At 67.2% G+C, this 20029-nt stretch carries 20 protein-coding genes, 1 other RNA gene and 2 pseudogenes; 9 read left to right on the top strand and 14 right to left on the bottom strand.

What is annotated here, in order from left to right:
• Positions 1-81 precede the first annotated feature (81 nt).
• The 5 genes and pseudogenes from crcB (AC5Y3P_RS11540) to mbtN all read left to right on the top strand — a co-directional run bounded on the left by crcB (AC5Y3P_RS11540) (position 82) and on the right by mbtN (position 3965).
• The gene (gene crcB / locus AC5Y3P_RS11540) at positions 82-480 is read left to right on the top strand and encodes a fluoride efflux transporter CrcB (RefSeq protein ID WP_500046027.1); all 399 of its coding nucleotides are present in this window, start codon (positions 82-84) and stop codon (positions 478-480) included.
• Positions 477-845, top strand: coding sequence for a fluoride efflux transporter CrcB (crcB, locus tag AC5Y3P_RS11535; RefSeq protein WP_500046026.1), 369 nt, complete (start codon positions 477-479; stop codon positions 843-845). The genes crcB (AC5Y3P_RS11540) and crcB (AC5Y3P_RS11535) overlap by 4 nt, the downstream gene beginning before the upstream one ends.
• Before the next feature lie 110 nt (positions 846-955).
• Positions 956-1222, top strand: a pseudogene (locus AC5Y3P_RS11530) (acyl carrier protein); the annotation flags it as partial.
• Positions 1222-2802 (top strand): long-chain-fatty acid--ACP ligase MbtM, encoded by a 1581-nt coding sequence (gene mbtM, locus AC5Y3P_RS11525; protein WP_500046025.1) that lies wholly within the window; start codon positions 1222-1224, stop codon positions 2800-2802. The pseudogene AC5Y3P_RS11530 and the gene mbtM, both read left to right, overlap by 1 nt.
• Positions 2799-3965: a mycobactin biosynthesis acyl-ACP dehydrogenase MbtN gene (gene mbtN / locus AC5Y3P_RS11520; protein WP_500046024.1), complete on the top strand. Its 1167-nt coding sequence runs from the start codon at positions 2799-2801 to the stop codon at positions 3963-3965. Before mbtM ends, mbtN begins: the two co-directional genes overlap by 4 nt.
• On the opposite strand, the gene AC5Y3P_RS11515 is transcribed toward mbtN, so the two are convergent.
• The 5 genes from AC5Y3P_RS11515 to AC5Y3P_RS11495 all read right to left on the bottom strand — a co-directional run bounded on the left by AC5Y3P_RS11515 (position 3962) and on the right by AC5Y3P_RS11495 (position 6655).
• Positions 3962-4579: a GNAT family N-acetyltransferase gene (locus AC5Y3P_RS11515; RefSeq protein ID WP_500046023.1), complete on the bottom strand. Its 618-nt coding sequence runs from the start codon at positions 4577-4579 to the stop codon at positions 3962-3964. The two genes, mbtN and AC5Y3P_RS11515, sit on opposite strands and share 4 nt — an antisense overlap.
• Before the next feature lie 76 nt (positions 4580-4655).
• On the bottom strand, positions 4656-4988 hold the full coding sequence (locus tag AC5Y3P_RS11510) for a cupin domain-containing protein (RefSeq protein WP_500046022.1): 333 nt from the start codon (positions 4986-4988) through the stop codon (positions 4656-4658).
• A gap of 17 nt (positions 4989-5005) precedes the next feature.
• Positions 5006-5440, bottom strand: a complete 435-nt coding sequence (locus AC5Y3P_RS11505; protein ID WP_500046021.1) for a hypothetical protein — start codon at positions 5438-5440, stop codon at positions 5006-5008.
• Complete coding sequence (locus AC5Y3P_RS11500) at positions 5437-5787, bottom strand: DUF488 domain-containing protein (RefSeq protein ID WP_500046020.1); 351 nt, start codon at positions 5785-5787, stop codon at positions 5437-5439. Before AC5Y3P_RS11500 ends, AC5Y3P_RS11505 begins: the two co-directional genes overlap by 4 nt.
• A gap of 4 nt (positions 5788-5791) precedes the next feature.
• Positions 5792-6655, bottom strand: a complete 864-nt coding sequence (locus tag AC5Y3P_RS11495) for an LLM class F420-dependent oxidoreductase (protein ID WP_500046019.1) — start codon at positions 6653-6655, stop codon at positions 5792-5794.
• Positions 6656-6749: 94 nt separating this feature from the next.
• Between AC5Y3P_RS11495 and AC5Y3P_RS11490 the strand changes: the two genes are divergently transcribed.
• On the top strand, positions 6750-6944 hold the full coding sequence (locus AC5Y3P_RS11490) for a hypothetical protein (RefSeq protein ID WP_500046018.1): 195 nt from the start codon (positions 6750-6752) through the stop codon (positions 6942-6944).
• Between the two features lie 150 nt (positions 6945-7094).
• Positions 7095-7463, top strand: a transfer-messenger RNA (tmRNA) gene (gene ssrA, locus AC5Y3P_RS11485).
• A gap of 58 nt (positions 7464-7521) precedes the next feature.
• On the opposite strand, the gene AC5Y3P_RS11480 is transcribed toward ssrA, so the two are convergent.
• On the bottom strand, positions 7522-8091 hold the full coding sequence (locus AC5Y3P_RS11480; protein ID WP_500046017.1) for a TetR/AcrR family transcriptional regulator: 570 nt from the start codon (positions 8089-8091) through the stop codon (positions 7522-7524).
• 181 nt (positions 8092-8272) lie between these two features.
• Between AC5Y3P_RS11480 and AC5Y3P_RS11475 the strand changes: the two genes are divergently transcribed.
• Positions 8273-9493, top strand: a complete 1221-nt coding sequence (locus AC5Y3P_RS11475) for a cytochrome P450 (protein WP_500046016.1) — start codon at positions 8273-8275, stop codon at positions 9491-9493.
• Between the two features lies 1 nt (position 9494).
• Here the strand turns inward: AC5Y3P_RS11475 and AC5Y3P_RS11470 are convergent, their stop codons facing one another.
• Positions 9495-10253: a DUF1460 domain-containing protein gene (locus AC5Y3P_RS11470; protein ID WP_500046080.1), complete on the bottom strand. Its 759-nt coding sequence runs from the start codon at positions 10251-10253 to the stop codon at positions 9495-9497.
• Between the two features lie 138 nt (positions 10254-10391).
• Positions 10392-11030 (bottom strand): annotated as a pseudogene (locus AC5Y3P_RS11465) (lytic transglycosylase domain-containing protein); the annotation flags it as partial.
• A 658-nt stretch (positions 11031-11688) separates the two neighbouring features.
• On the opposite strand from AC5Y3P_RS11465, the gene AC5Y3P_RS11460 reads away from it, so the two are divergent.
• Entirely contained in the window at positions 11689-13113 is a 1425-nt protein-coding gene (locus AC5Y3P_RS11460; protein WP_500046015.1) for a glycoside hydrolase family 183 protein, read from the top strand.
• Positions 13114-13159: 46 nt separating this feature from the next.
• Here AC5Y3P_RS11460 and AC5Y3P_RS11455 read toward each other — a convergent pair whose 3' ends face one another.
• From AC5Y3P_RS11455 to ftsE, 6 genes are all read right to left on the bottom strand, one after another.
• Positions 13160-15256, bottom strand: a complete 2097-nt coding sequence (locus AC5Y3P_RS11455; RefSeq protein WP_500046014.1) for a glucose PTS transporter subunit IIA — start codon at positions 15254-15256, stop codon at positions 13160-13162.
• A gap of 223 nt (positions 15257-15479) precedes the next feature.
• Entirely contained in the window at positions 15480-16511 is a 1032-nt protein-coding gene (locus AC5Y3P_RS11450; protein ID WP_500046013.1) for a tetratricopeptide repeat protein, read from the bottom strand.
• On the bottom strand, positions 16508-17827 hold the full coding sequence (locus tag AC5Y3P_RS11445; RefSeq protein ID WP_500046012.1) for an ATP-binding protein: 1320 nt from the start codon (positions 17825-17827) through the stop codon (positions 16508-16510). The genes AC5Y3P_RS11450 and AC5Y3P_RS11445 overlap by 4 nt, the downstream gene beginning before the upstream one ends.
• Before the next feature lie 107 nt (positions 17828-17934).
• Positions 17935-18429, bottom strand: a complete 495-nt coding sequence (smpB, locus tag AC5Y3P_RS11440) for an SsrA-binding protein SmpB (RefSeq protein ID WP_500046011.1) — start codon at positions 18427-18429, stop codon at positions 17935-17937.
• Between the two features lie 2 nt (positions 18430-18431).
• Complete coding sequence (gene ftsX, locus AC5Y3P_RS11435; protein WP_500046010.1) at positions 18432-19337, bottom strand: permease-like cell division protein FtsX; 906 nt, start codon at positions 19335-19337, stop codon at positions 18432-18434.
• Positions 19338-20027, bottom strand: coding sequence for a cell division ATP-binding protein FtsE (gene ftsE / locus AC5Y3P_RS11430; protein WP_500046079.1), 690 nt, complete (start codon positions 20025-20027; stop codon positions 19338-19340).
• Between the last annotated feature and the right edge of the window lie 2 nt (positions 20028-20029).

The raw sequence follows: 20029 nt of genomic DNA, 5'->3' as shown, positions 1-20029 counted from the left end.
TGTCGCCGCAAGCCGAGAGCTACCGGGCGGATCGCCGCGTGTCGGGCGACCGCCCGCCCCGCGCGCGTCATACTGCCAAGCGTGTTCGGTCACGACAACCGCGAACTGGCCGCGGTATTCGTCGGTGGCGCGGTCGGCACCGTCGCGCGCGCCGCGCTGGCCGTGTTCGCGGTGCACGACCCCGGGCACTGGCCGTGGCCGACGTTCGTGGCCAACATCGTCGGGGCCTTCGCGCTCGGCTATTTCAGCACCCGACTGTTCGAGCGACTACCGCAGTCCAGCTACCGCCGCCCGCTGCTGGGCACCGGTTTCTGCGGCGGCCTGACCACGTTCTCCACCATGCAGGTCGAGACCGTGCGGATGCTCGAGCACCAGCACTACGGGTTGGCGCTGGCGTACTGCGCGGTCAGCATCGTGGTCGGCCTGGCGGCGCTGCACCTGGCCAGCGGCCTGGGCGGACGGGCCCGGGTGCGGACGTGAGCACGGTCGCGCTGTGGGCCGGCGTGGCGGTGATCGGCGGGCTGGGCGCGGTGGCCCGGTTCCTGGTCGACCGTGCGGTGGCCGCGCGGGCCGCGAGCTCGTTTCCGTTCGGCACGCTGGCGGTCAACCTGTCCGGCGCGGCACTGCTGGGCTTCTGCAGTGGGCTGGCGCTGCACCCGCACACCGCGCTGCTGGCCGGCACCGCATTCGTCGGCGCCTACACCACCTTCTCCACCTGGATGTACGAGACGCATCGGCTCGCCGCAGAACGCCAACTGTTCTCGGCGGCAGTCAACATCGTCGGAAGCGTGCTGGCCGGGGTGGCCGCCGCCGCGCTCGGCATCGGACTCGCGGGGCTGCTGTGACCGAGCATTCCAGCTGGCCACCTACATCGCCGAGCGGCGACACAGCGATGGCTGGCACGGCCTCGCTACCGATGGGGTAAGGCTAGCCTTGGTTTACCCACGGTGTACGGTCGCAGGCTATGGAGAGCCCAACCACGGACGCGGTTCGGACCGCCCTGGAAGAGATTCTGCGCGACGATCTCAACATCGACGTGAAGCGGGTTACCGGTGAGTCACGCCTGGTCGACGACGTCGGCATGGACTCGGTGGCCTTCGCGGTAGGCATGGTGGCGATCGAGGACAAGCTCGGCGTCGCGCTGTCCGAAGAGGACCTGCTCAGCTGCGACACCGTCGCCGATCTCGAGGCGGCCATCCGGGCAAAGTCACCCACGCTCTGATGAGCGAGCTGGCGAGCAAACTGGCGCAGGCCTGGACGACGTCGCCGAACGACCTCGTCATCTTCGACCGCGCCAGTTCGAGTTGGATTCCGCACCCCTGGCCAGAAGTCCAGACGCGCGCCGAGAACATCGCCGAGCGCATCCTGGACGGCCCGGACGGGCACGTCGGGTTGGTCGGTGAACCCACCGTCGAGTTCGTCGCCACCATGCAGGGGGCCTGGCTGGCCGGCCGAGCCCTGTCCATCCTGCCCAGCCCGGTGCGCGGTGCCGAACCCCCGCAGTGGGCGGCCGCCACGTTGAACCGGTTCGCCGGCATCGGTGTCACCACCGTGTTCGGCAACGGCGAGGTGCTGGGCCCGCTGCGCGACGCTGAGTCGACGCTGGCGGTGCACGACGTCGGCGTCGTCGGGCATGCACAGCGCTCCCGCACGCTGACCCCGGTGGCCGCGCCCGTGGGCGCCCCGGCCGTGCTGCAGGGCACCGCAGGATCCACCGGCACCCCCAAGACCGCGGTGCTGTCCACCGAGGCGGTGCTGGCCAACATGTCCGGGCTGAACCAGCACGTCGATTGGGCCAACCACCAGGACGTGGTGTGTTCCTGGTTGCCGCAGTACCACGACATGGGCCTGGTGCTGACGCTGACCACCGCGATCAAGGGCCGGCCGTTGTGGCTGGCGCCGACGGCGGCGTTTGCCGCCGCACCGTTCCAGTGGCTCAAGTGGCTCTCCGACAGCAAGGCCACGGTGACGGCCGCGCCGAACTTCGCCTACAACCTGCTGGGCAAGTACGCCCGCCGGGTTCCCGAGGTCGACCTGAGCAACCTGCGGTTCGCGATCAACGGCGGCGAGCCGGTGGACTGCGAGGGCTTCGCGCAGTTCTTCGCCGAGATGGCCCGCTTCGGCCTCGATCCCGGGGCCGCGGCACCGTCCTACGGCATGGCCGAATCCACCTGTGCAACAACCCTTCCCGCGCTCGGCGGCGGCTTGCGCACCGAGGAGTACCGGGATCCGAGCACCGACGCGGTCCGCAAGTACGCGGTGCTGGGCCACCCGGTCGCGGGCATGGAGCTGCGCATCACGCCGTCCGAGCAGCACTCCGGCGGGCCCGGTCCCGAGGTCGGCGAAGTCGAGGTGCGTGGCACCTCGATGATGTCGGGCTACCTCGGTGGCGACGCCCTGGGTCCCGACGAGTGGTTCCAGACCGGCGATCTGGGCTACCTGACCGACGACGGTCTGGTGGTCTGCGGGCGCGCCAAGGAAGTCATCATGGTGGCCGGACGCAACGTGTTCCCCACCGAGGTGGAGAACGTCGCCGCGCAGGTGCCCGGCGTGCGCGCCGGGTCGGTGGCCGCGATCGGCGCCGGCGAGGGTAGCGCCCGGCCCGGGTTGGTGATCGCTGCCGAGTACCGCGGCAAGGACGGCGACGGCATCCGCAGCCAGATCATCGCGCGGGTGGCCGCAGAATGCGGTGTGGTGCCCTCGGACGTGGTGCTGTTGGCGCCGGGATCGTTGCCGCGCACGTCGTCGGGCAAACTGCGCCGGCTGGAGGTCAAACGAAACCTGGAGGTGGCGCAGGCATGACCGCGTCGGTAGAACTGAGCGTCAAGGATTACCGCGAGCTGCTCGACAAGACCTTCGACGACCGGGTGGTCGAATGGACCGCCGAAGCCGAGGCCAGCGAACAGTTCCCGCGCAAACTGATCGAATACCTGGGCAGCTCAGGTGTATTCAGCGGTAAGTGGGGCGATTCCCAGCATCCCGACGTGGCCAAGCTGATCGAATTGGCATTCAAACTGGGCTATCTCGGTTCAGCCGGCATCGGTGTCGGTGTGAGCCTGCACGATTCGGCGATCGCGATCCTGCGCCGGTTCGCCCGCTCGGACTACCTCAAGGACATCTGCGAACAGGCCATGCGCGGTGAAGCGGTGCTGTGCATCGGCGCCTCCGAGGAGTCCGGCGGCTCTGACCTGCAGATCTGCGAGACCGAAATCCGCTCGGCCCGAGGCGGGTTCGAGGTCCGCGGGGTCAAGAAGTTCGTGTCTCTGTCCCCGATCGGCGACCACGTCATGACGGTGGCGCGCAGCATCGACCACGATTCGACCAGCCGGCACGGCAATGTCGCGCTGATCGCGGTGCCGATCGCGCAGACCGAGGTGCAGACGCCCTACCGCAAGGTCGGTGCCGGCCCGCTGGACACCGCCGCGGTGCACATCGACACCTGGGTGCCCGAGGACGCACTGATCGCCCGGGCCGGAACTGGTTTGGCCGCGATATCCTGGGGTCTGGCCCACGAACGGATGTCGATCGCCGGGCAGGTCGCCTCGTCCTGCCAACGCGTATTGGGGATCACGCATGCCCGGATGGCCCGTCGTCGCCAGTTCGGCTCGACGCTGTTCGAACACCAGGCGTTGCGGATGCGGATGGCTGATCTGCAGGCCCGGGTGGACCTGCTGCGGCACGGCCTGCACGGGATGGCCGCAGTCGGCAAGCTGGACCTGCGGACCGCCGCGGCGGTCAAGGTCACCGCGGCGCGACTGGGCGAAGAAGTCGTCTCAGAGTGCATGCACATCTTCGGCGGCAGTGGCTATCTGGTCGACGAGACCCCGCTGGGCCGGTGGTGGCGCGACATGAAACTGGCCCGGGTCGGCGGCGGCACCGACGAGGTGCTGTGGGAGCTGGTCGCGGCCGCCATGAAGCCGGACTTCGACGGCTACCAGCAGATGATCGGCGAGCAGCCCGGCTAGTCAGCGGGCCGGTGCAGCGCGTAGAGCGCCATCCGGCGGTTGGACATGTCGTGCTCGCCGAGGAACTCACACCCCACGTATTCGCACAACCGGCGCGCCGCGGTGTTGCGGTGATCCGGGTCGAACATGATTCGGCGACAACGGCTGTCGAGCTCAAACAAACTGGCCACCACCTTGGGCAGTAGCAGCGGCGCGAACCCCCGGTTGACCAGGCGCAGGTCGGCGATCGCCGCGTGCAGACCGAGATCATGTGGGTCGGCGTCATAACGCGGCGCGATCGAGTCCTTGGCCGCGCGGTAGGCCTCGATGTAGGCGACGTCCTTGCCGCGCATGCTGCCCACGATGGGCCGCGAATAGCTGCCGGCAAGTTGGGCCCGCAGATAGCCGTGCCAGCGCTGCTCGGGCCAGTCGTACTCCCAGGCCTCGGCCAGGTGCGGACGGTTCATCCACTCCGAGATCATCGCGGCGTCGGCGTCCGGGTCGGCCAACCGGATGGCGTACGGCTCCGGCAACGACGGGGTCGGCGGTGCCGACACTGCGCGGACCTCATCAGTGATGTCCGTCAGCTCGCGGGGCAAGATCGGCAGCGCGGCCTGCGAGAGTTGCTCAGTCATTCCGAGCGCCGAGCCTACCGGACCCAGCTGAGGGTAGGGTTACCTAGCCGCCACCCGGCGGCTCGGTGACCGCGGCTCAGCGGCCGGCGAGGACGGTCAGCAGCACTGCCGAGTCCTCGATGGCTTCCAGCGAGTGCCGCTTGAGCGGGATCGCGACCTGCTGTCCGGCGGACAATTCGGCGGCGTCCTCGTCGGCGCGCAGCACCACGCGTCCGGCCAGCACCTGCAGCGTTGCCTCACCGGGACTTTCGTGCTCGGCCAGTTCACGACCGGCCGCCAGCGCGATCACGGTCTGACGCAGGGAATTTTCGTGTCCGCCGTGCACGGTGTGGGCGGCGCGCCCACTATGTGCGTCACGTGCGGCCGCGAGTTGCTCATTGGCAACGTCGTTCAGCGAAATCGGGTTCATGGCGCTCTCCTGGGGTTCTACGTAGCCAGCAGCAAGATACCCGACGCCAGCAGTGCCACGACCTTGATGGCTTCGATTCCGACGAAGACGTAGTGCGCTCGCGAACGGCCGGTGTCGGCGCCGGGCTCGGCGGCCAGCACCGCATCGGAGCGTCGGGTCAGCGCCGGGCGCACCGCCAGCACCTGCACAACCAGGGCGAGCGCAGCGACGGCGAAGGCCACCACCGCGCAGGTGGACGGCGGATGCGCGATCACCGCGATCAGCACGACGACGGCGAGCACCGCTTCGCAGCCGTGCAGGGCGCGAAAGACCCTGCGGCCGATGCCCAAACCGATTTGCAAAGTCACACCAGGGGCGCCGAACTTCAGCGGTGCCTCGAGGAATGAGATGGCCAACACCATGCCCAGCCAGATGAATATCGCCGCCGTAGCGACCGCAATCCAGGTATTCATGACTCCTCCTCCAACACCTCAGTCAACACGACCAGATGGCTGAGTCCCAGGTCCTTGGTCGCCGTTACTAGGGTTGAAGGTCCCTTGCCGATGGCGCGGCGCAACTCTTCGAGAGCTGCTGCGCCGCTAGGGGTGTCGAGTTCGGCCCGGTAGCGCGTGCTGAACTGGTCGAACTTGTCCGGGTCGTGGCCGTACCAATGCCGCAATTCGGTCGACGGCGCAACATCTTTGATCCAGATGCCGGCACGCGGGTCGTCCTTACGGATGCCCCGCGGCCACAGCCGGTCGACCAGAATTCGTTGGCCTTCACCGGATTGGATGTCGTCGTAAACGCGGGCGGTGTGCACCCACTCAGTTCAGCACCGCCAGCCAGCGTCGGGCAAGGTCGTCGACCCACGATTCGGCAGCGATCGGGTCGGCCGGCGGGGTGGCCACCAGCACCATCTCGTCGATTCCGGCGTCGGCCAGTCGGCCGGCGTCGCCGGGACCCGGATCGCGCAACGCGACCGACAGCCGCAGATCGCCAGGCTCGCGGCCCAACGCACGGGCTTGGCTCCGGATTCGTGCCGCACAGCCAGCGGCCTCCTCCACGTCGGCCAGGTTGAATCCGTACCAGCCGTCACCCCAAGCCGCCGCCCGGTTCAACGCGTCGTCGTTGTAGCCGCCGACCACCACCGGAAGTCCGCGGGCCTGCGGCTTGGGATCGACCCGGATGTCATCGAACGACACGAACTCGCCGTGGAAGGTGGCGCGGTCGTCGCGCCAGATGGTCCGCATCGCCTCGACGTACTCGGCCGAGCGTTCGGCCCGCCGGCCGAACGGCACGCCCAGCGCCTCGAACTCTTCGCGGGACCAGCCCACGCCCACCCCCAGAACGAACCGGCCGCCGCTGAGCCGGTCCAGCGAGGCGGCCTGCTTGGCCACGAGCACCGGATGGTGCACCGGCAACAACAGCACGCCGGTGGCCAGGCCGATCCTGGTGGTTGCCGATGCGGCGAAACTCAATGCGACGAACGGGTCCAGCCAACCGGCGTCCGATGCGGTGCGACCGGTGTCTTCAGAGAACGGAAGGGCCGGCGCCGACTCGTCGACCAGCACGTGTTCACCGACCCACAAGGTGGCAAAACCGGCCCGTTCGGCGGCAGCAGCCACCGCGTCGATCACTGTGCGTTCCGCGCCAGCGCCGATGCCAAGGGCGTGCAAACCGACGTCCATCGCCCGATCATGGCAAAGCCAGGCACACCCGATAGCGTCGATCTGGTTGCGTTGCTGCAACGGTGCCAGGGCCGCTCGGGGCAAAATGGCTCCCATGGCCGAGGACCCGGTGGAAGTACTGCGCCGATGGGAAGACTCCGGTGGACACTGGCGGGTGCTCACCCGACACGACGGACGCGTGGTGGTGGGGCTGTTCCAGTGCGACGGCGGTGAAGAACAGGACCGACTCGACTCGACGGACCCGGCGCTGCTGGAGTTCCTGGCCGGCCGGATGGACAGTATCGACTAACCGGTGTGCGGCCGGTTCTGCGCGCCGGCGGTCCTGTCCGGACGGTCACCGCGACCGGCGGGATTAAAGCGCTGGCCGTTGCTGTTGTAGCTCCCGTATGATGAAGTGTCCTGCCGATCGTCGGCGGGAATGTGCGAAGCACTAGGACAAGGGGCTGAACGGTTTCGACTTCGCGCATCGAATCAAGGGAAGCGTGCCGGTGCAGGCAAGAGACCACCGTAAGCGTCGTTGCAACCAATTAAGCGCCGATTCCAATCAGCGCGACTACGCCCTCGCTGCCTAAGCGACGGCTAGTCTGTCAGCCCGGTAGAGCCCTCGGACCGGACCCTGGCATCAGCTAGAGGGATCCACCGATGAGTTCGGTCGCGGGACTCATCGGGACAACCAACAGCGACTGGGATCGTCATCTCGGCTGGTTCGCGTGACCGAGAGATCCAAGTAGAGACAAAGCGAACTGCGCACGGAGAAGTCTTGAGGGAATGCCGTAGGACCCGGGTTCGATTCCCGGCAGCTCCACTAGAGAGAGCCAGGTCAGCGCCACTAAGCGCTGACCTGGCTCTCTTTTGTCAACGCCCTGTCACGGCCGGGCTTTCCTGGCAGCGCTCCCCCCGAACGCAGGTGCCACGAAGCGCTCCAGCAGTTGCCGCTCGGCATCGGGATCTGTGGTCGGCCAGTACGCCAACGACACCACGACCCGCACGATCCACAGCGCCGCCTCGGGATCGTCATCGGTGATACCGGTCAACTCGGCGGCCAGCTGACCCAGCACCGGCGAGGAGTGCAGCTCGGACAGCCCCGGTGCATTTCGCGCATTGGACAACAGTTTGCGAACGGGCGCCGATCTGATTTCTCGCAGGGCCACCAGGATCGCCGTCGTCACTCGATCGGACCCGCTCATCCCGTCGACGGCGAGGCGGACCGCGTCGACGATGCCGGCCGCCAGTCGGGTCAGCACCGCGTCCCGGATCTGCGCCTTGCCGCCGGCGTAGCGGTAGACCGTCGCGCGTGAGCAGTGCAGCCGTGCCGCAAGCGTGTCGATGTCGAGCGCATCGAGTCCTTCGTTGACCACCAGGTCGGTGGCGACGCCGTAGATCCGCTCGACGGCCGCGTTTCGCCGCTGACCGATCACCCAATCGTCGCGCGCCAACCCGGCCCTCCTCCTCGACGCGAAGATTTCTCACTCCTGAGACAACTCTGATCGCGATTGACACTATTAGACCAGTTCATAAGGCTCTCGTGAGACTGAATGCCGCTCCTGAGGCCGGGGGCGGTTTCGACTTTGTTCGCATGCGTTGACGCGTTACGACCAGGCCGAGCAGCGTGGAGCCGTGACGCTTCTCGATAGTGGACTCGGCTTGGCGCTGTTCGACGACAGCTACATCCAGGAACCCCACCCGCTGTATGCGCGCATGCATGAGGCAGGGCCGGTGCATCCGATCGGCGACACCGGGTTCTTCGCAGTCAGCGGGTGGGATGCGGTCAACGAGGCGATCACCCGCTGCGCGGACTTCTCCTCCAACCTGACGGCCACCATGACCCGCGGACCGGACGGCAGTGTTTCAGCGTTCCCGATGGGCGAGCTCGGCGGCGCGACCCAGGCGCTGGCCACCGCCGACGATCCGGCGCATGCCGCGCACCGCAAGTTGCTGTTGCCGCACCTGGCGGCCAAACGCATTCGCGCCTTCGAGCCGTTCATCGCCGAGACCGCCGACGAGATCTGGCGTGTCGGCGCTCAACACGGCCGCATCGAATGGATGGCGGCGATGGCCAACCGGCTACCGATGACGGTGGTCTGCCGCATCATCGGTGTCCCCGTGGCCGACGTCGAGAAGCTCACCCAATGGGCTTACTCGGCAACGCAGTTCGTCGAAGGTCTGGTCTCCACCGACGAGTTGGCGTCTGCCGGTGCCGCGGTGCTCGAACTTGGCGGCTACATCAACGAGCAGTTCCAGCAAGCCGGCCAGCATCCCGAGGGTGATCTGCTCGGCGACCTGGCTACGGCGTGCGCCGACGGAAGTCTCGATGAACTCACCGCGCTGACCATGATGGTCACGCTGTTCAGTGCCGGCGGTGAGTCCACCGCGTCGCTGATCGGTTCTGCGGCCTGGATGCTGGCCACCCGGCCCGACGTGCAACAGCAGCTTCGCGACCAGCCGGAGCTGATCGGGCCGTTCCTCGAAGAAGTGCTGCGCTACCAGCCGCCGTTCCGAGGCCACTATCGGCACGTGGTGCACGACACCGAGCTGGCCGGCACCCCGCTTCCCGCGGGTTCCCGACTGCTGCTGCTCTGGGGTGCGGCCAACCGAGATCCCGCACATTTCGCCGAACCGGACCGGTTCCGGATCGATCGCCCGGATGCCAAGGGACATATCGCCTTTGGCAAAGGAGTGCATTTCTGCGTGGGGGCTGCGCTGGCTCGCCTGGAAGCCCGGATCGTGATCACCCAGTTGCTGGAGCGCACCTCGGCCGTCGAAGCCGTCGACGTCGGCCGCTGGTTACCCAGCCTGTTGGTGCGCCGGCTGGAATCTCTGCACTTGGCGCTGCGGTGAATCAGAGCACCGGACGCAGCACCACGATGCCGGGCACGGTCGCCACATACTCGAAGAACGGTGTGTCGACCACCTTGCCGTCCTGCGGCAGCGAGGACGCGTTGCGGAACACCGGCCCGTCGGGTCCGTCGACGAAGATGCCGACATGCGTGACATCCAGACCGCCGTCGGGCGCGTAGGCGCCGACATAGTCTCCGGTGCGCAACTGGCCCAACACCGCCGCGTCGACGCTGCCGCTGGGCAGGTAGCTGATCGTGCGCGACGTCACCGGTAGGCCGGGCAGATAGGTTCCGCCGGAGTCCTTTTGGTTGAGGTTCTTCTCCACGTCCAGGGCGGCGTCGCTCAAGTCGGCGGTGATATCGGTGGCCAGCGGCGCCGGCGTCGTCGCCCAGTCGGTGAAGAAGTGCTTGCGGTTCTCAAAGCGGACCACTGCGTCGCGGTAGCGCACGTCGGTCAACGCCGCCACGAACCCGTCGCGGTCATCGGCGCGCTTGAGCGCCTCGACGTAGTCGGCGTAGGTGAAGCAATCGACCCGGCCCAGTTCCACCACCAGCTGTTCGGGCTGTGACTGTGAGCCGACGAGCGTGTCTGCGCCATAGGGTGTTCCGAGGAATTCGGCCGACAGTGCGGCCGCCTGGGCCGAAGCCTCTTCGGGCGCGCTCTGTTTGGTGGCCAGCAGCGACTGCAGGATCTGTTCGCTCTCCTCCGAGATCTGCACCGACGGCGACGGCGACTGCCCGAGGTAGTCGGCGACCGCGATGGGCTGGTCCTGCCGATAGCCGATCGGCAACAGCAGGTCTCCGGCCGTGCTGAGCACGTAGACATCCCAGCGGTGGTAGGCATCCAGGGCGCTCGGTTCGGCGGCCAGCACCGCGGCGTAGTCGTTGACCGCCTGCACATAGTGGTCGGAGTTGTTGTAGCGGAAGATGGCGTGATCGCGATCGGCGCCAAACCCGTTGGCGGCCAGGTAACGTCCCGCGGCCATGATGGCGTCGCGCGGGTTGTAGATGTCGCCTTCGCCGTACTCGGCCCAGGTGCCCGGCATGAACTGCATCGGTCCTTGGGCGCCGGCGCTGCTGGCACCCATGATGCGCCCGAACCGGGTCTCGATCAGGTTGATCGCGGCCAGCGTCGCCCAGTCCACGCCGTAGGCAGCCTCGGCCTCGCCGTAGTAACCCCGCAACTCCGCCGCCGGCGCAGGCGCGACCAGATGCCAAGCCGGCAGCGTGTCGTGCACTGCTCCCCCGTCGATGGCCGCCAGGTTGCGGCGCGCACTGATGTTGCGGTCGTAGTGCTCGAGCAACGCTTGCGGGATCTTCGGCCGTGCGATCTCATCCCACTCGGGATGACGCCCCAGCGTGCGGTAGGCCGCCTGCTGGCGGTGCGCCGCGGCGGCCAGCAACTCCTCCGAGGACGCTGGGTCACGCAAGACATGCTCGTCGGCGACCAGGTCGTCGGCGATCTGCGCGGGTTCGGCCGCCAACTCGCGGCGCGGAGCCTCGGGAGCGGGCGACGGCTCGGCCGCGGCGCTGGTCATCGACGTTTCGGCGGGGGTGACGTCCGGTGGCGGGTCGGCCGAGCAACCAGACAGAATCAGAGGGCATGCCAGCGCCAGCGGCACCAGGCCGCGGGCTAGCGCTGCCGCCCGCAGCTGTCTTGATGCCATCACGCCTGGTCGCCGTCCCACTCGTCCATCCGGTCCGGCAATCAAACTATGGGTGCCGGTCGGAGAAGTCCATACCGCGACCGGCGCCTGACGACGGCGCGCTTCGGACCCCCGACAAAGCCGCAGGCCCGGACCGGGATTCAGATCCCGACCCAGGCCCGCGGAGTGGTGCTACTTGTCCTTGTTGTTGCCAGGCTTCGCGGTTGGCGGTGGCTTGGCTTTGGTGGTCGGCTCGAACTTGCCGCCCTTCTTGGGGTCGTACGTGTTGGCCATGGTCGTACCTCCTTTGTCGTTCCCCACGATCCACCCTACGCAATCGGGCGGACCCAGCGAAGGGTTCGCCGCAACTCGATTCCAGCAAACGACTGAGTGCGTTCCCACCTGCGATGGCGCGCATTCGGTGTCTCGACACGGTTACGGATGCGTCGCGATTCGACACATCAGTTGTCACAAACACCTCACCAATCACTACTGTCACAGCAGTCCAATTCGCTGACGTCTCCCGGCGTCCTGCCCCAAGAGGTGAGATGTGCGGTCGCGACGTCGAATCACTTCGCTGTCGGTAGCGTCGATAACCGCCATCGGCGTCAGCGTGTCCGTCATCGACGCACCACTGGCGTTGGCCGAACCGTGCACCGGCCGGGCCGCCGAGGCACGGCCGGCCGTGAGCAACGAGCTCCCCAGCCCGTCGGCCCTGGCGCCGTTCGACCGCCCGATCGGCCACAAGCCCAGCGGCGCCAACGAGAAGGCCCCGCTGCCGCGTCTGGGCCAGCTGCCACTGGCCATCCTCAAAGCGCTCACACCGAATTCGGCTGCCAGCGTGGACAAACAAGCCCGCGCAGTGCCCAACCCGGCACCAAATGTGCCCACCCAGCAGGCGCCCGCGGCAGCCGCCCCCGCTCCTGCCGCCGCAGCGCCGGCTCCCGCCCCAGCGCCAGCGTCGTCGGCTCCCCCGGGCACCTCGATCGTCGGCTGGGTGAGCGGACCGGACAGCCCCAACGACACCGTGCAGCGCTACGCGGTGACCGGTACCGACCTCGGAATCATGTGGGACAACGGCGATCCCGCGGCCCGCCAAGTGCTGATGGCGTTCGGCGACACCTACGGCAACTGCGGCGTGCGTGGCTCGCAGTGGCGCTACAACGTTCTGTTCCGCAGCCAGGACGGCGCACTGTCCAACACCGTTGGTGTATCCAATGGTCAACCCGGAAACCCCTATTCGGGAGCGCCGGTCTGGAAGGCCGGTCTCGCCAAGCAGATCATCAACACCACGAACATGGCGCCCACCGAGAAGGGTGTCATCCCGACCGCTGGCGTCGCTGTGGGGAAGACTCAGTTCATCAACTTCATGTCGATCAAGAACTGGGACAGCGACGGCCAGTGGTCGACCAACTTCTCGGCGATCGCACGCTCGATCGACAACGGTGAGAACTGGGGCATCTACCCGGGCACCATCCGCCAGCCCAGCGCCGGCAATCAGAACTTCCAGCAGGGCGCGTTCCTCAAGCCCGGCCCCGGCGACCCGTACATCTACAGCTTCGGAACGCCTTCGGGCCGCAGCGGATCCGCCTACGTGGCGCGCGTGGCTCCGCAGTTGATCCCGGATCTCACCAAGTACGAGTACTGGAACGGCAACGCCTGGGTGCCCGCTGACCCGGCGGCCGCGACACCGGTGGTACCCGGGCCGGTCGGTGAACTGTCGGCGCAGTACAACACCTATCTCAAGCAGTACCTGATGCTGTACTGCAACGGCGCCAACGACGTGGTGCTGCGCACCGCACCCGCGCCGCAGGGACCGTGGAGCGGTGAGCAGGTGATCGCGCGGTCCTCGGACATTCCGGGCGGTATCTACGCACCGTTCCTGCATCCCTGGTCCACCGGCAAGGAACTGTATTACAACCTGTCGCTGTGGTCGGCGTACAACGTGATGCTGATGAAGACCGTTCTGCCGTAACGACTTAGACTGGTTCAACCGCTGGGCCGCCCCAGTGGCGGCGGACTCAGACTTGTGCCGCCGGCGCCTTCTTGGTCACCGTCAGCAGCGGCGCCCCCACCTCCACCTCACCTTCGGCCACCAGCTCGACCGCGGCGAACTTCTTGGTGTTCAGCACAATCACCGGGGTTACCAGCGAATACCCGGCCTGCTCGATCACCGCCCGATCGAAGGTCACCAAAGGTGTTCCAGCCGTGACCTTTTGACCCTTGGCGACCTTGACGTCGAAGCCCTCACCCTTGAGGTTGACGGTGTCGATGCCGACGTGGATCAACAGTTCGATACCACCGTCGAGCACCAAACCGAACGCATGCCCGGTCGGTTGGACGGCCACCAGCATCCCGGCACCCGGACTGTAGACGGTGTCCCCGGACGGCAGGATGGCCGCGCCTTGTCCCATCGTCCCCTTGGCGAACACCGGGTCGGGTACGTCGGACAGCGCCAGCACAGCGCCCGCCAGCGGTGCGTCGACCTCTCGAGTCACCCCGGTGGCAGCTGCGGTCGCGGTTTGGGCAGCGGCCGCAACCGCGCCGGCGCCGACACCCGCCGCGACCGCCGCAGGCACCTCCCCTACCGTCCCGGCCCCAGCCGCCGGCTCCGACGAGTCGGGCGCGTCCAGCGATGCGTCCGGCGCGGGTTCGGCTGGTTGCCCGGGATCCTTGTAGCCGGACATCATGACCAGCGCCATCGCGGTCAGGAAGGATGCGGTGACCGCCAACGCGTACAGCCCCATGTTGGAGAACGCTGGGATGGTCAGCACCGAGGTGAACACGAACGCACTGGTGGTGACGCCACCGCCGATCCCGATGATCAAGCCGCCGACCAGACAGCCCACCAGCATGCGCGGGTATATCCGTTTGAACCGCAGGTGGATTCCGTACAGCGACGGTTCCGAGATGCCGCCGAGCAGACCGGCTGCCAGCGCGCCGACCGAGGTCTGCTTCATCTGCGCGTCCCGCTCGCGCCATGCCAACACCAGCACGCCGGCGGTCGCGCCGAAGCAGGCGAAGTTCCACGCCCCCATCGGCCCCTGGATGAAGTCGTAGCCCAGGGTCTGGATGTTCAGCAGCATGATCGCGTTGATCGGCCAATGCAAACCGAGCGGCACCATGAACGGGTACGCCAGCGGGACCAGGATCGCGAAGATGAACGGCGAGAACTCGTTGACCGACTTCAGGAAGTTGGCCAGGCCGGCACCCGCATACACCCCGATCGGACCGATCAGGAAGGCCGTCAACGGGATCATGATCAGCATCGCGAAGAACGGCACGAAGATCAGTTGCACGTTCTCCGGGATGAGCCGTTTCAGCAGCTTCCACAGCGGTCCCAGCACCGCGGCCATCAGCAGCGGCGGGAACACCTGCGAGCTGTAGTTGAACACGGTCAGCGGCAGACCGAACACGTCGACCACGTTGACCTCCGAGCCGGCCACCCACATCGACCGCGAAAGGTCTTCCAGCGCGGCAAAGCCCGGCAGCATCACCACAGCCATCACGGCGAAACCCACCCACGGGTCGGCGCTGAGCTTCTTGCTGGCGTTGTAGGCCACCATCAACGGCAGGAACACGAACACCGATTGCCAGCACAGGTTGACGAACGCCCACGTCGGGCTCAACTGGTCTTCGCCGTAGCCGATGGTGGTCTCCGGGTCGGCCCAGTTGGCGATCAGGCCCAGCGTGCTCATCAGCGCCATGAACGTGATGAACAGCGACGCCCCGAGCAGCGCGCCCAGGATCGGCCGGAAGGAGTCGGACAGGAACTCGAAGAACGCGTCCAGCCAAGCGAATTTGCCGCGCGGCCCCTGGGCGCGGGCAGCGGCCTTGATCGCGGCGGCGTCCTGGTCGGCACCGGCACCGGACATCCCGGGCAACGCCATGATCTGGTTGTAGATGGTCTGCACCCCGCCGCCGATCACCACCTGGTAGCGGTTGCCGGCCTGCGGAACCGCCCCCAGTACGCCGTCGACGGCCTCTACATCGGCTTGGGTCACCACCGACGAGTCGTGCAGCTGAAACCGCAGCCGGGTGGCGCAGTGCGTGAGGCTGGCGATGTTGTCCGCCCCGCCAAGGCTTTCGACGATGGCTGCGGCTGAGCTCGAAGACATTGCCCATCTCCTTCACGCGTCGGCCGAAGTCCAGGATCGGCGTTGCTGATGCTAACCGCGCCGGACCCCGGCTGGGCTGCTTTCACCTGCACCGGCCGAGTCGCTCGGCCGTGCGTGAACCGTGAATTGTTGACGGCCCCACCGGGCGAAATGCGTTAACAATTCACGGTTCGCGAGGGTAGGGGGGCGGGGCAGCCCAGCCTAGCAGGAGCTCGCCGGTCGATCAGCTGCCGAGATAGAGCCCCAGCACGATGGCCAGCAAGAAGGCGAAGAACAACGTAGTGGCCAGGTTGAGTAGCAGCGGATGAGCCAGTCCGCCCGCCACGGCCAGACCGAACACCAGCGTCGCGCCGATCAGCAGCAGCCGGAACACGTAGAAGCGCCGTTGCGCCAGCACCGAACGCCACAGCCGGCGGGGCAGCCGTTGGCTGACCCAGACCAGGAACACCAGCAGGGCCAGCACGCACCCGCCGAGTACTACCCGCAGCGTCCAGGCGTCGTGACCGTCGAGACGAGAGGCGTGGGTCACGCTGCCGACCAGCCACACGACCAGCGCCAGCAGGGTCGCCAGAACCATCGGCCGCCGCAGCCCCACGCCGATGTTGTACCGGGCCACGCTGCCCAGTCGTGGCTGGCCGACCGCGGCATCCTGCAATCCGCGCAGCGCATCTGACCAGCGGCCCTTCGCGAGCTCGTTGACCGCGATGTCGTGTAGCGCGGCGTGGTGCGCCGGGTTCAACCGCAGGGCTTCCTGATAGGCCGCGGTCGAGTCGTCGAAGCGCCGCAGCTTGCGCAGGATCCGACCGCGCAGCGTGTGCAGATCCTCGTTGGTGGAATCCAAACCGATCGCGGTGTTGATGACGACCATGGCGTCGTGCGGGCGACCGAATTCGTACAGCAGCACGGCATAGGTGTGGTGCGCCAACGCATCCTGGGGTGCGGTCTGAACCGCGCGATGGGCGATCGCCAGTGCCTCGTAGCCGCGGCCCAGCGCGTCCAACGCGACCGCGTACACCCGCATCGCCAAGACGAACTCCGGGTCTATCGACAGCGCCAAGTAGGCGTTGTGCGCGGCCGACACTGGATCGTCGGTATCGAAATCGGCGCGAGCGAGTTGGACCAGCAGATCGGGGTGCTGCGGGTGCGCCACCAGCGCTTCTCGAAGCACCTCGCGCGCCCGGACGGGGTTACCCGCGGTGATGTAGTGCCGCGCCAGCTCGACCGTCCGCCCGGGATCGGTGGCCGAATCGGTCACCGAGACTTCTTGCGCCGCAGGTACTTCGCCAGGTCATCATAGCTGCCGTCGTTGTTGCCGAACTCGACGACGTTGCGCGCGACGTCGAACCAGGGCCCCGCGCTGGGTCGGGTCTGCTGCAGCGCAGCGTCGATGTCGCCCATCGTCACCGGCCGCACCTGTCCGGTACGTACCGAGTCGGCCATCGCGAATTGGGTTGCGGTACTGCAGACGTGCGCGATGTCGGCACCTGAGAAGCCCGCGGTGCGCGAAACTATGGAACCCAGATCGATGCCGGCGATCGGCCGATCGGCCAGGTTCATCCGCACGATCGCGGCGCGCGCCTCGGCGTCCGGGAGCGCGACGAAGATCATCCGGTCGAACCGTCCCGGCCGGCGCAGTGCCGGATCGATGTCCCAGGGCATGTTGGTCGCGCCGATGACGTACACACCGTCGTTACTGCTGGTCGCCGAATCCAGTTCGGACAGCAACGTATTGACCACCACCCGCATGCTCGAGCTGTTGCTCAGCGCGGTGCGGCGCAGCCCGAGCGCGTCCAGTTCGTCGAAGAACAACACACACGGTGCGTTGCGCCGGGCGGTCTCGAAGATGGAGCGCAGCGCGCGCTCACTGTCCCCGAGCCAGCTGTGCAGCACGTCGGCGATGCCGACCGGATAGAACGCCGCGCCGATCTCCCCCGACACCGCGCGAGCCAGGTAGGTCTTGCCGCACCCCGGCGGCCCGTACAGCAGCAGACCACCGCGCGCCGAGGTGTTGAACGCCTTGGCCAGTTCCGGATTGCGCATCGGACCCAACAGCGCAATGTCGAGTTGGGTCTTGACGTCGGCCATCCCGGCGACGTGCTCGAGTCGGATCTCGCTGCGCTGCAGCACGTCGTAGTCGCGTTCGTCGGTACCGGCTGCGTCGTCCTTGACCGGCAGGAACTCCGGCTCGATGATCCCGGCCACCTGTTCCTCGGCCGAGGCCCAGTCGAAGCCGGGTTCCGGCGCCGCCGGCACGACGGGCGCCTCAGGCGCGGCCGGCACGACGGGCGCCTCAGGCGCGGCCGGCGCGGCGGGCGTGGCAGGCACAGTAGGCCCAACTGGACCCGCACCGGTCTCGGCCGGGCCGGCCAGCGCCGCGGTGCAGCGTTGCAGCAGACTCAACGCCCCGGCGTGCCCGGCGTCCTGGGACAGCGCGATGCTGCAGTGCCCCAGCGCCTCGGCATACCGGCCGGCACCGAGCAGCAGCTCGACCAGGTGCAGCCGCAGCTCGATCACCTGCGGGCTGCGTTCCACGGCGGCCGTGAGTTCACGGATCACCACGTCCTGGCTCACGACTGACCTCCGCACTGCTGGGGATGAACTGCACCGATCTTAATGAGCACGGCCCGACGCACACCGCGCCAATCCTGGTCGCCCCGGCACCCACCGCAGCGCAATGCTCAGATCTTGCCCTTGACCCGTCGGCCCAGTTCCCGGGTGACCTCGCGGGCGACGTCGCGCCGCGCGATGTCGTGGCGCTTGTCGTGCGCCTGCTTACCGCGGGCCAGCGCAAGTTCCACCTTGACCCGGCCGTCGGAGAAGTACAGCGACAGCGGGACCAGGGTCAGGTTGCCGTCCCGGATCTTGCCCACCAGGTTGTCGATCTGCTTGCGATGCAACAGCAGTTTGCGGTTGCGGCGCGGTGCGTGGTTGGTCCAGGTGCCCAGGTGATACTCCGGGATGTGCAGATTGCGCAGCCACACCTCGCCGTCGTCGACGGTGGCGAACGCATCGGCCAGCGACGCCTGCCCTTCCCGCAGCGCCTTGACCTCGGTGCCCTGCAGCACCACACCGGCCTCGTAGGTGTCGAGGATCGCGTAGTTGTGCCGGGCCTTGCGGTTGGTCGCGATCACCTTCTTGCCGCCCTGCCGGGTGGGGTCAGCCTTCTTCGCCACGGCTACCGCCGCACGTATAGACGCAAGGTGACATAGGAGGTGATCGCCGACATCGCCACGCCCAGCAGCAGCAGCCACGGCGTGGTGGAGTAGACCACGTCGAACGAGTCCACCTGCGCGATCAAGCCGCCTTGATAGAACTGGTCGAGCGCCTTCTCCAGGAACAGCGCACGCACCACGATCAAACCGATGACCGCCAGCACCACACCGATCAGCGCCGCGATCACCGCTTCCAGCATGAACGGCAGCTGGGTGTACCACCTACTGGCGCCCACCAGGCGCATGATGCCGATCTCGGTGCGCCGCGTGTAGGCCGCCACCTGCACCATGTTCGCGATCAGCAGGACCGCGCCGATGGCCTGCACGGCGGCCACCGCGAACGCCACATTGCGGATGCCGTCGAGCATCGCGAACAGCCGGTCGATCAGATCCTTCTGGTTGAGCACGTCGCGCACGCCGGGCTGGGCCCGCATGGCCAGGTCGAAGTCCTCGTGGTTCTCCGGGTTCTTGAGCTTGACGATGAACGACGCCGGCCACATGTCCTCCGGGTTGTTCTCGGCGAATTCCCGGAACGCCGGGTTCTTCTCCATGGCGTCGTTGTAGGCGTCCTCGGAGTTCAGGAACCGCAGCGACTCGACGTCGTCGCGCTGGTCGATCTGGTCGCGCAACGCCGTGCAGACATCGCCGTCACAGTTCGGGTCGTTGGCCGTGATGTCCTCGGTCAAGAACACCTGCGACTCCACCCGGTCCAGGTAGATGTCGCGGGACTGGTCGGCCAACCGGATCACCAGGATGCCGCCACCTACCAGGCCCAGTGAGATCGCGGTCGTCAGGATCATCGCCACGGTCATCGTGACGTTGCGCCGAAGCCCGGTCAGGACCTCGTTGAACAGGAAGCCAAAACGCACTTATCGATCCATTCCGTAGATGCCGCGCTGCTCGTCGCGGACCAGCCGGCCCAGGGACAACTCGATCACGCGCTGGCGCATCGCGTCGACGATGTGATGGTCATGGGTGGCCATCAGGACCGTGGTTCCGGTGCGATTGATCCGCTCCAGCAGATCCATGATGTCCTTGCTGGTCTCCGGGTCCAGGTTGCCGGTCGGCTCGTCGGCCAACAGCACCAGCGGCCGGTTGACGAACGCCCGCGCGATCGCCACCCGCTGCTGCTCACCACCGGACAATTCGGAGGGCAACCGGTTGGCCTTGCCGGACAGACCCACCATCTCGAGCACGTCGGGCACCACCTTGTTGATGGTGTCGGGCCGCTTGCCGATCACCTCGAGCGCGAACGCGACGTTGTCGAACACCGACTTCTGCTGCAGCAGCCGGAAGTCCTGGAACACGCAGCCGATCACCTGGCGCAGTCCCGGGATGTGTCGGTCCCTGAGCTTGTTGACGTGGAACTTCGAGACGTGGATGTCACCGGAGTTCGGGGTGTCCTCGGCCAGCAGCAGTCGCATGAAGGTGGATTTGCCCGAACCGGAGGGTCCGATCAGGAAGACGAACTCACCCTTGTCGATCTTGAGGCTGACATCGTCGAGCGCAGGACGCGCCGACTGTTTGTACTGCTTGGTGACATGTTCGAGGGTGATCATCA

It is taken from the genome of Mycobacterium sp. NGS45 (assembly GCF_059812645.1).
The sequence above is the reverse complement of the archived record's forward strand: the minus strand, read 5'-3'. Positions and strand labels throughout refer to the sequence as shown.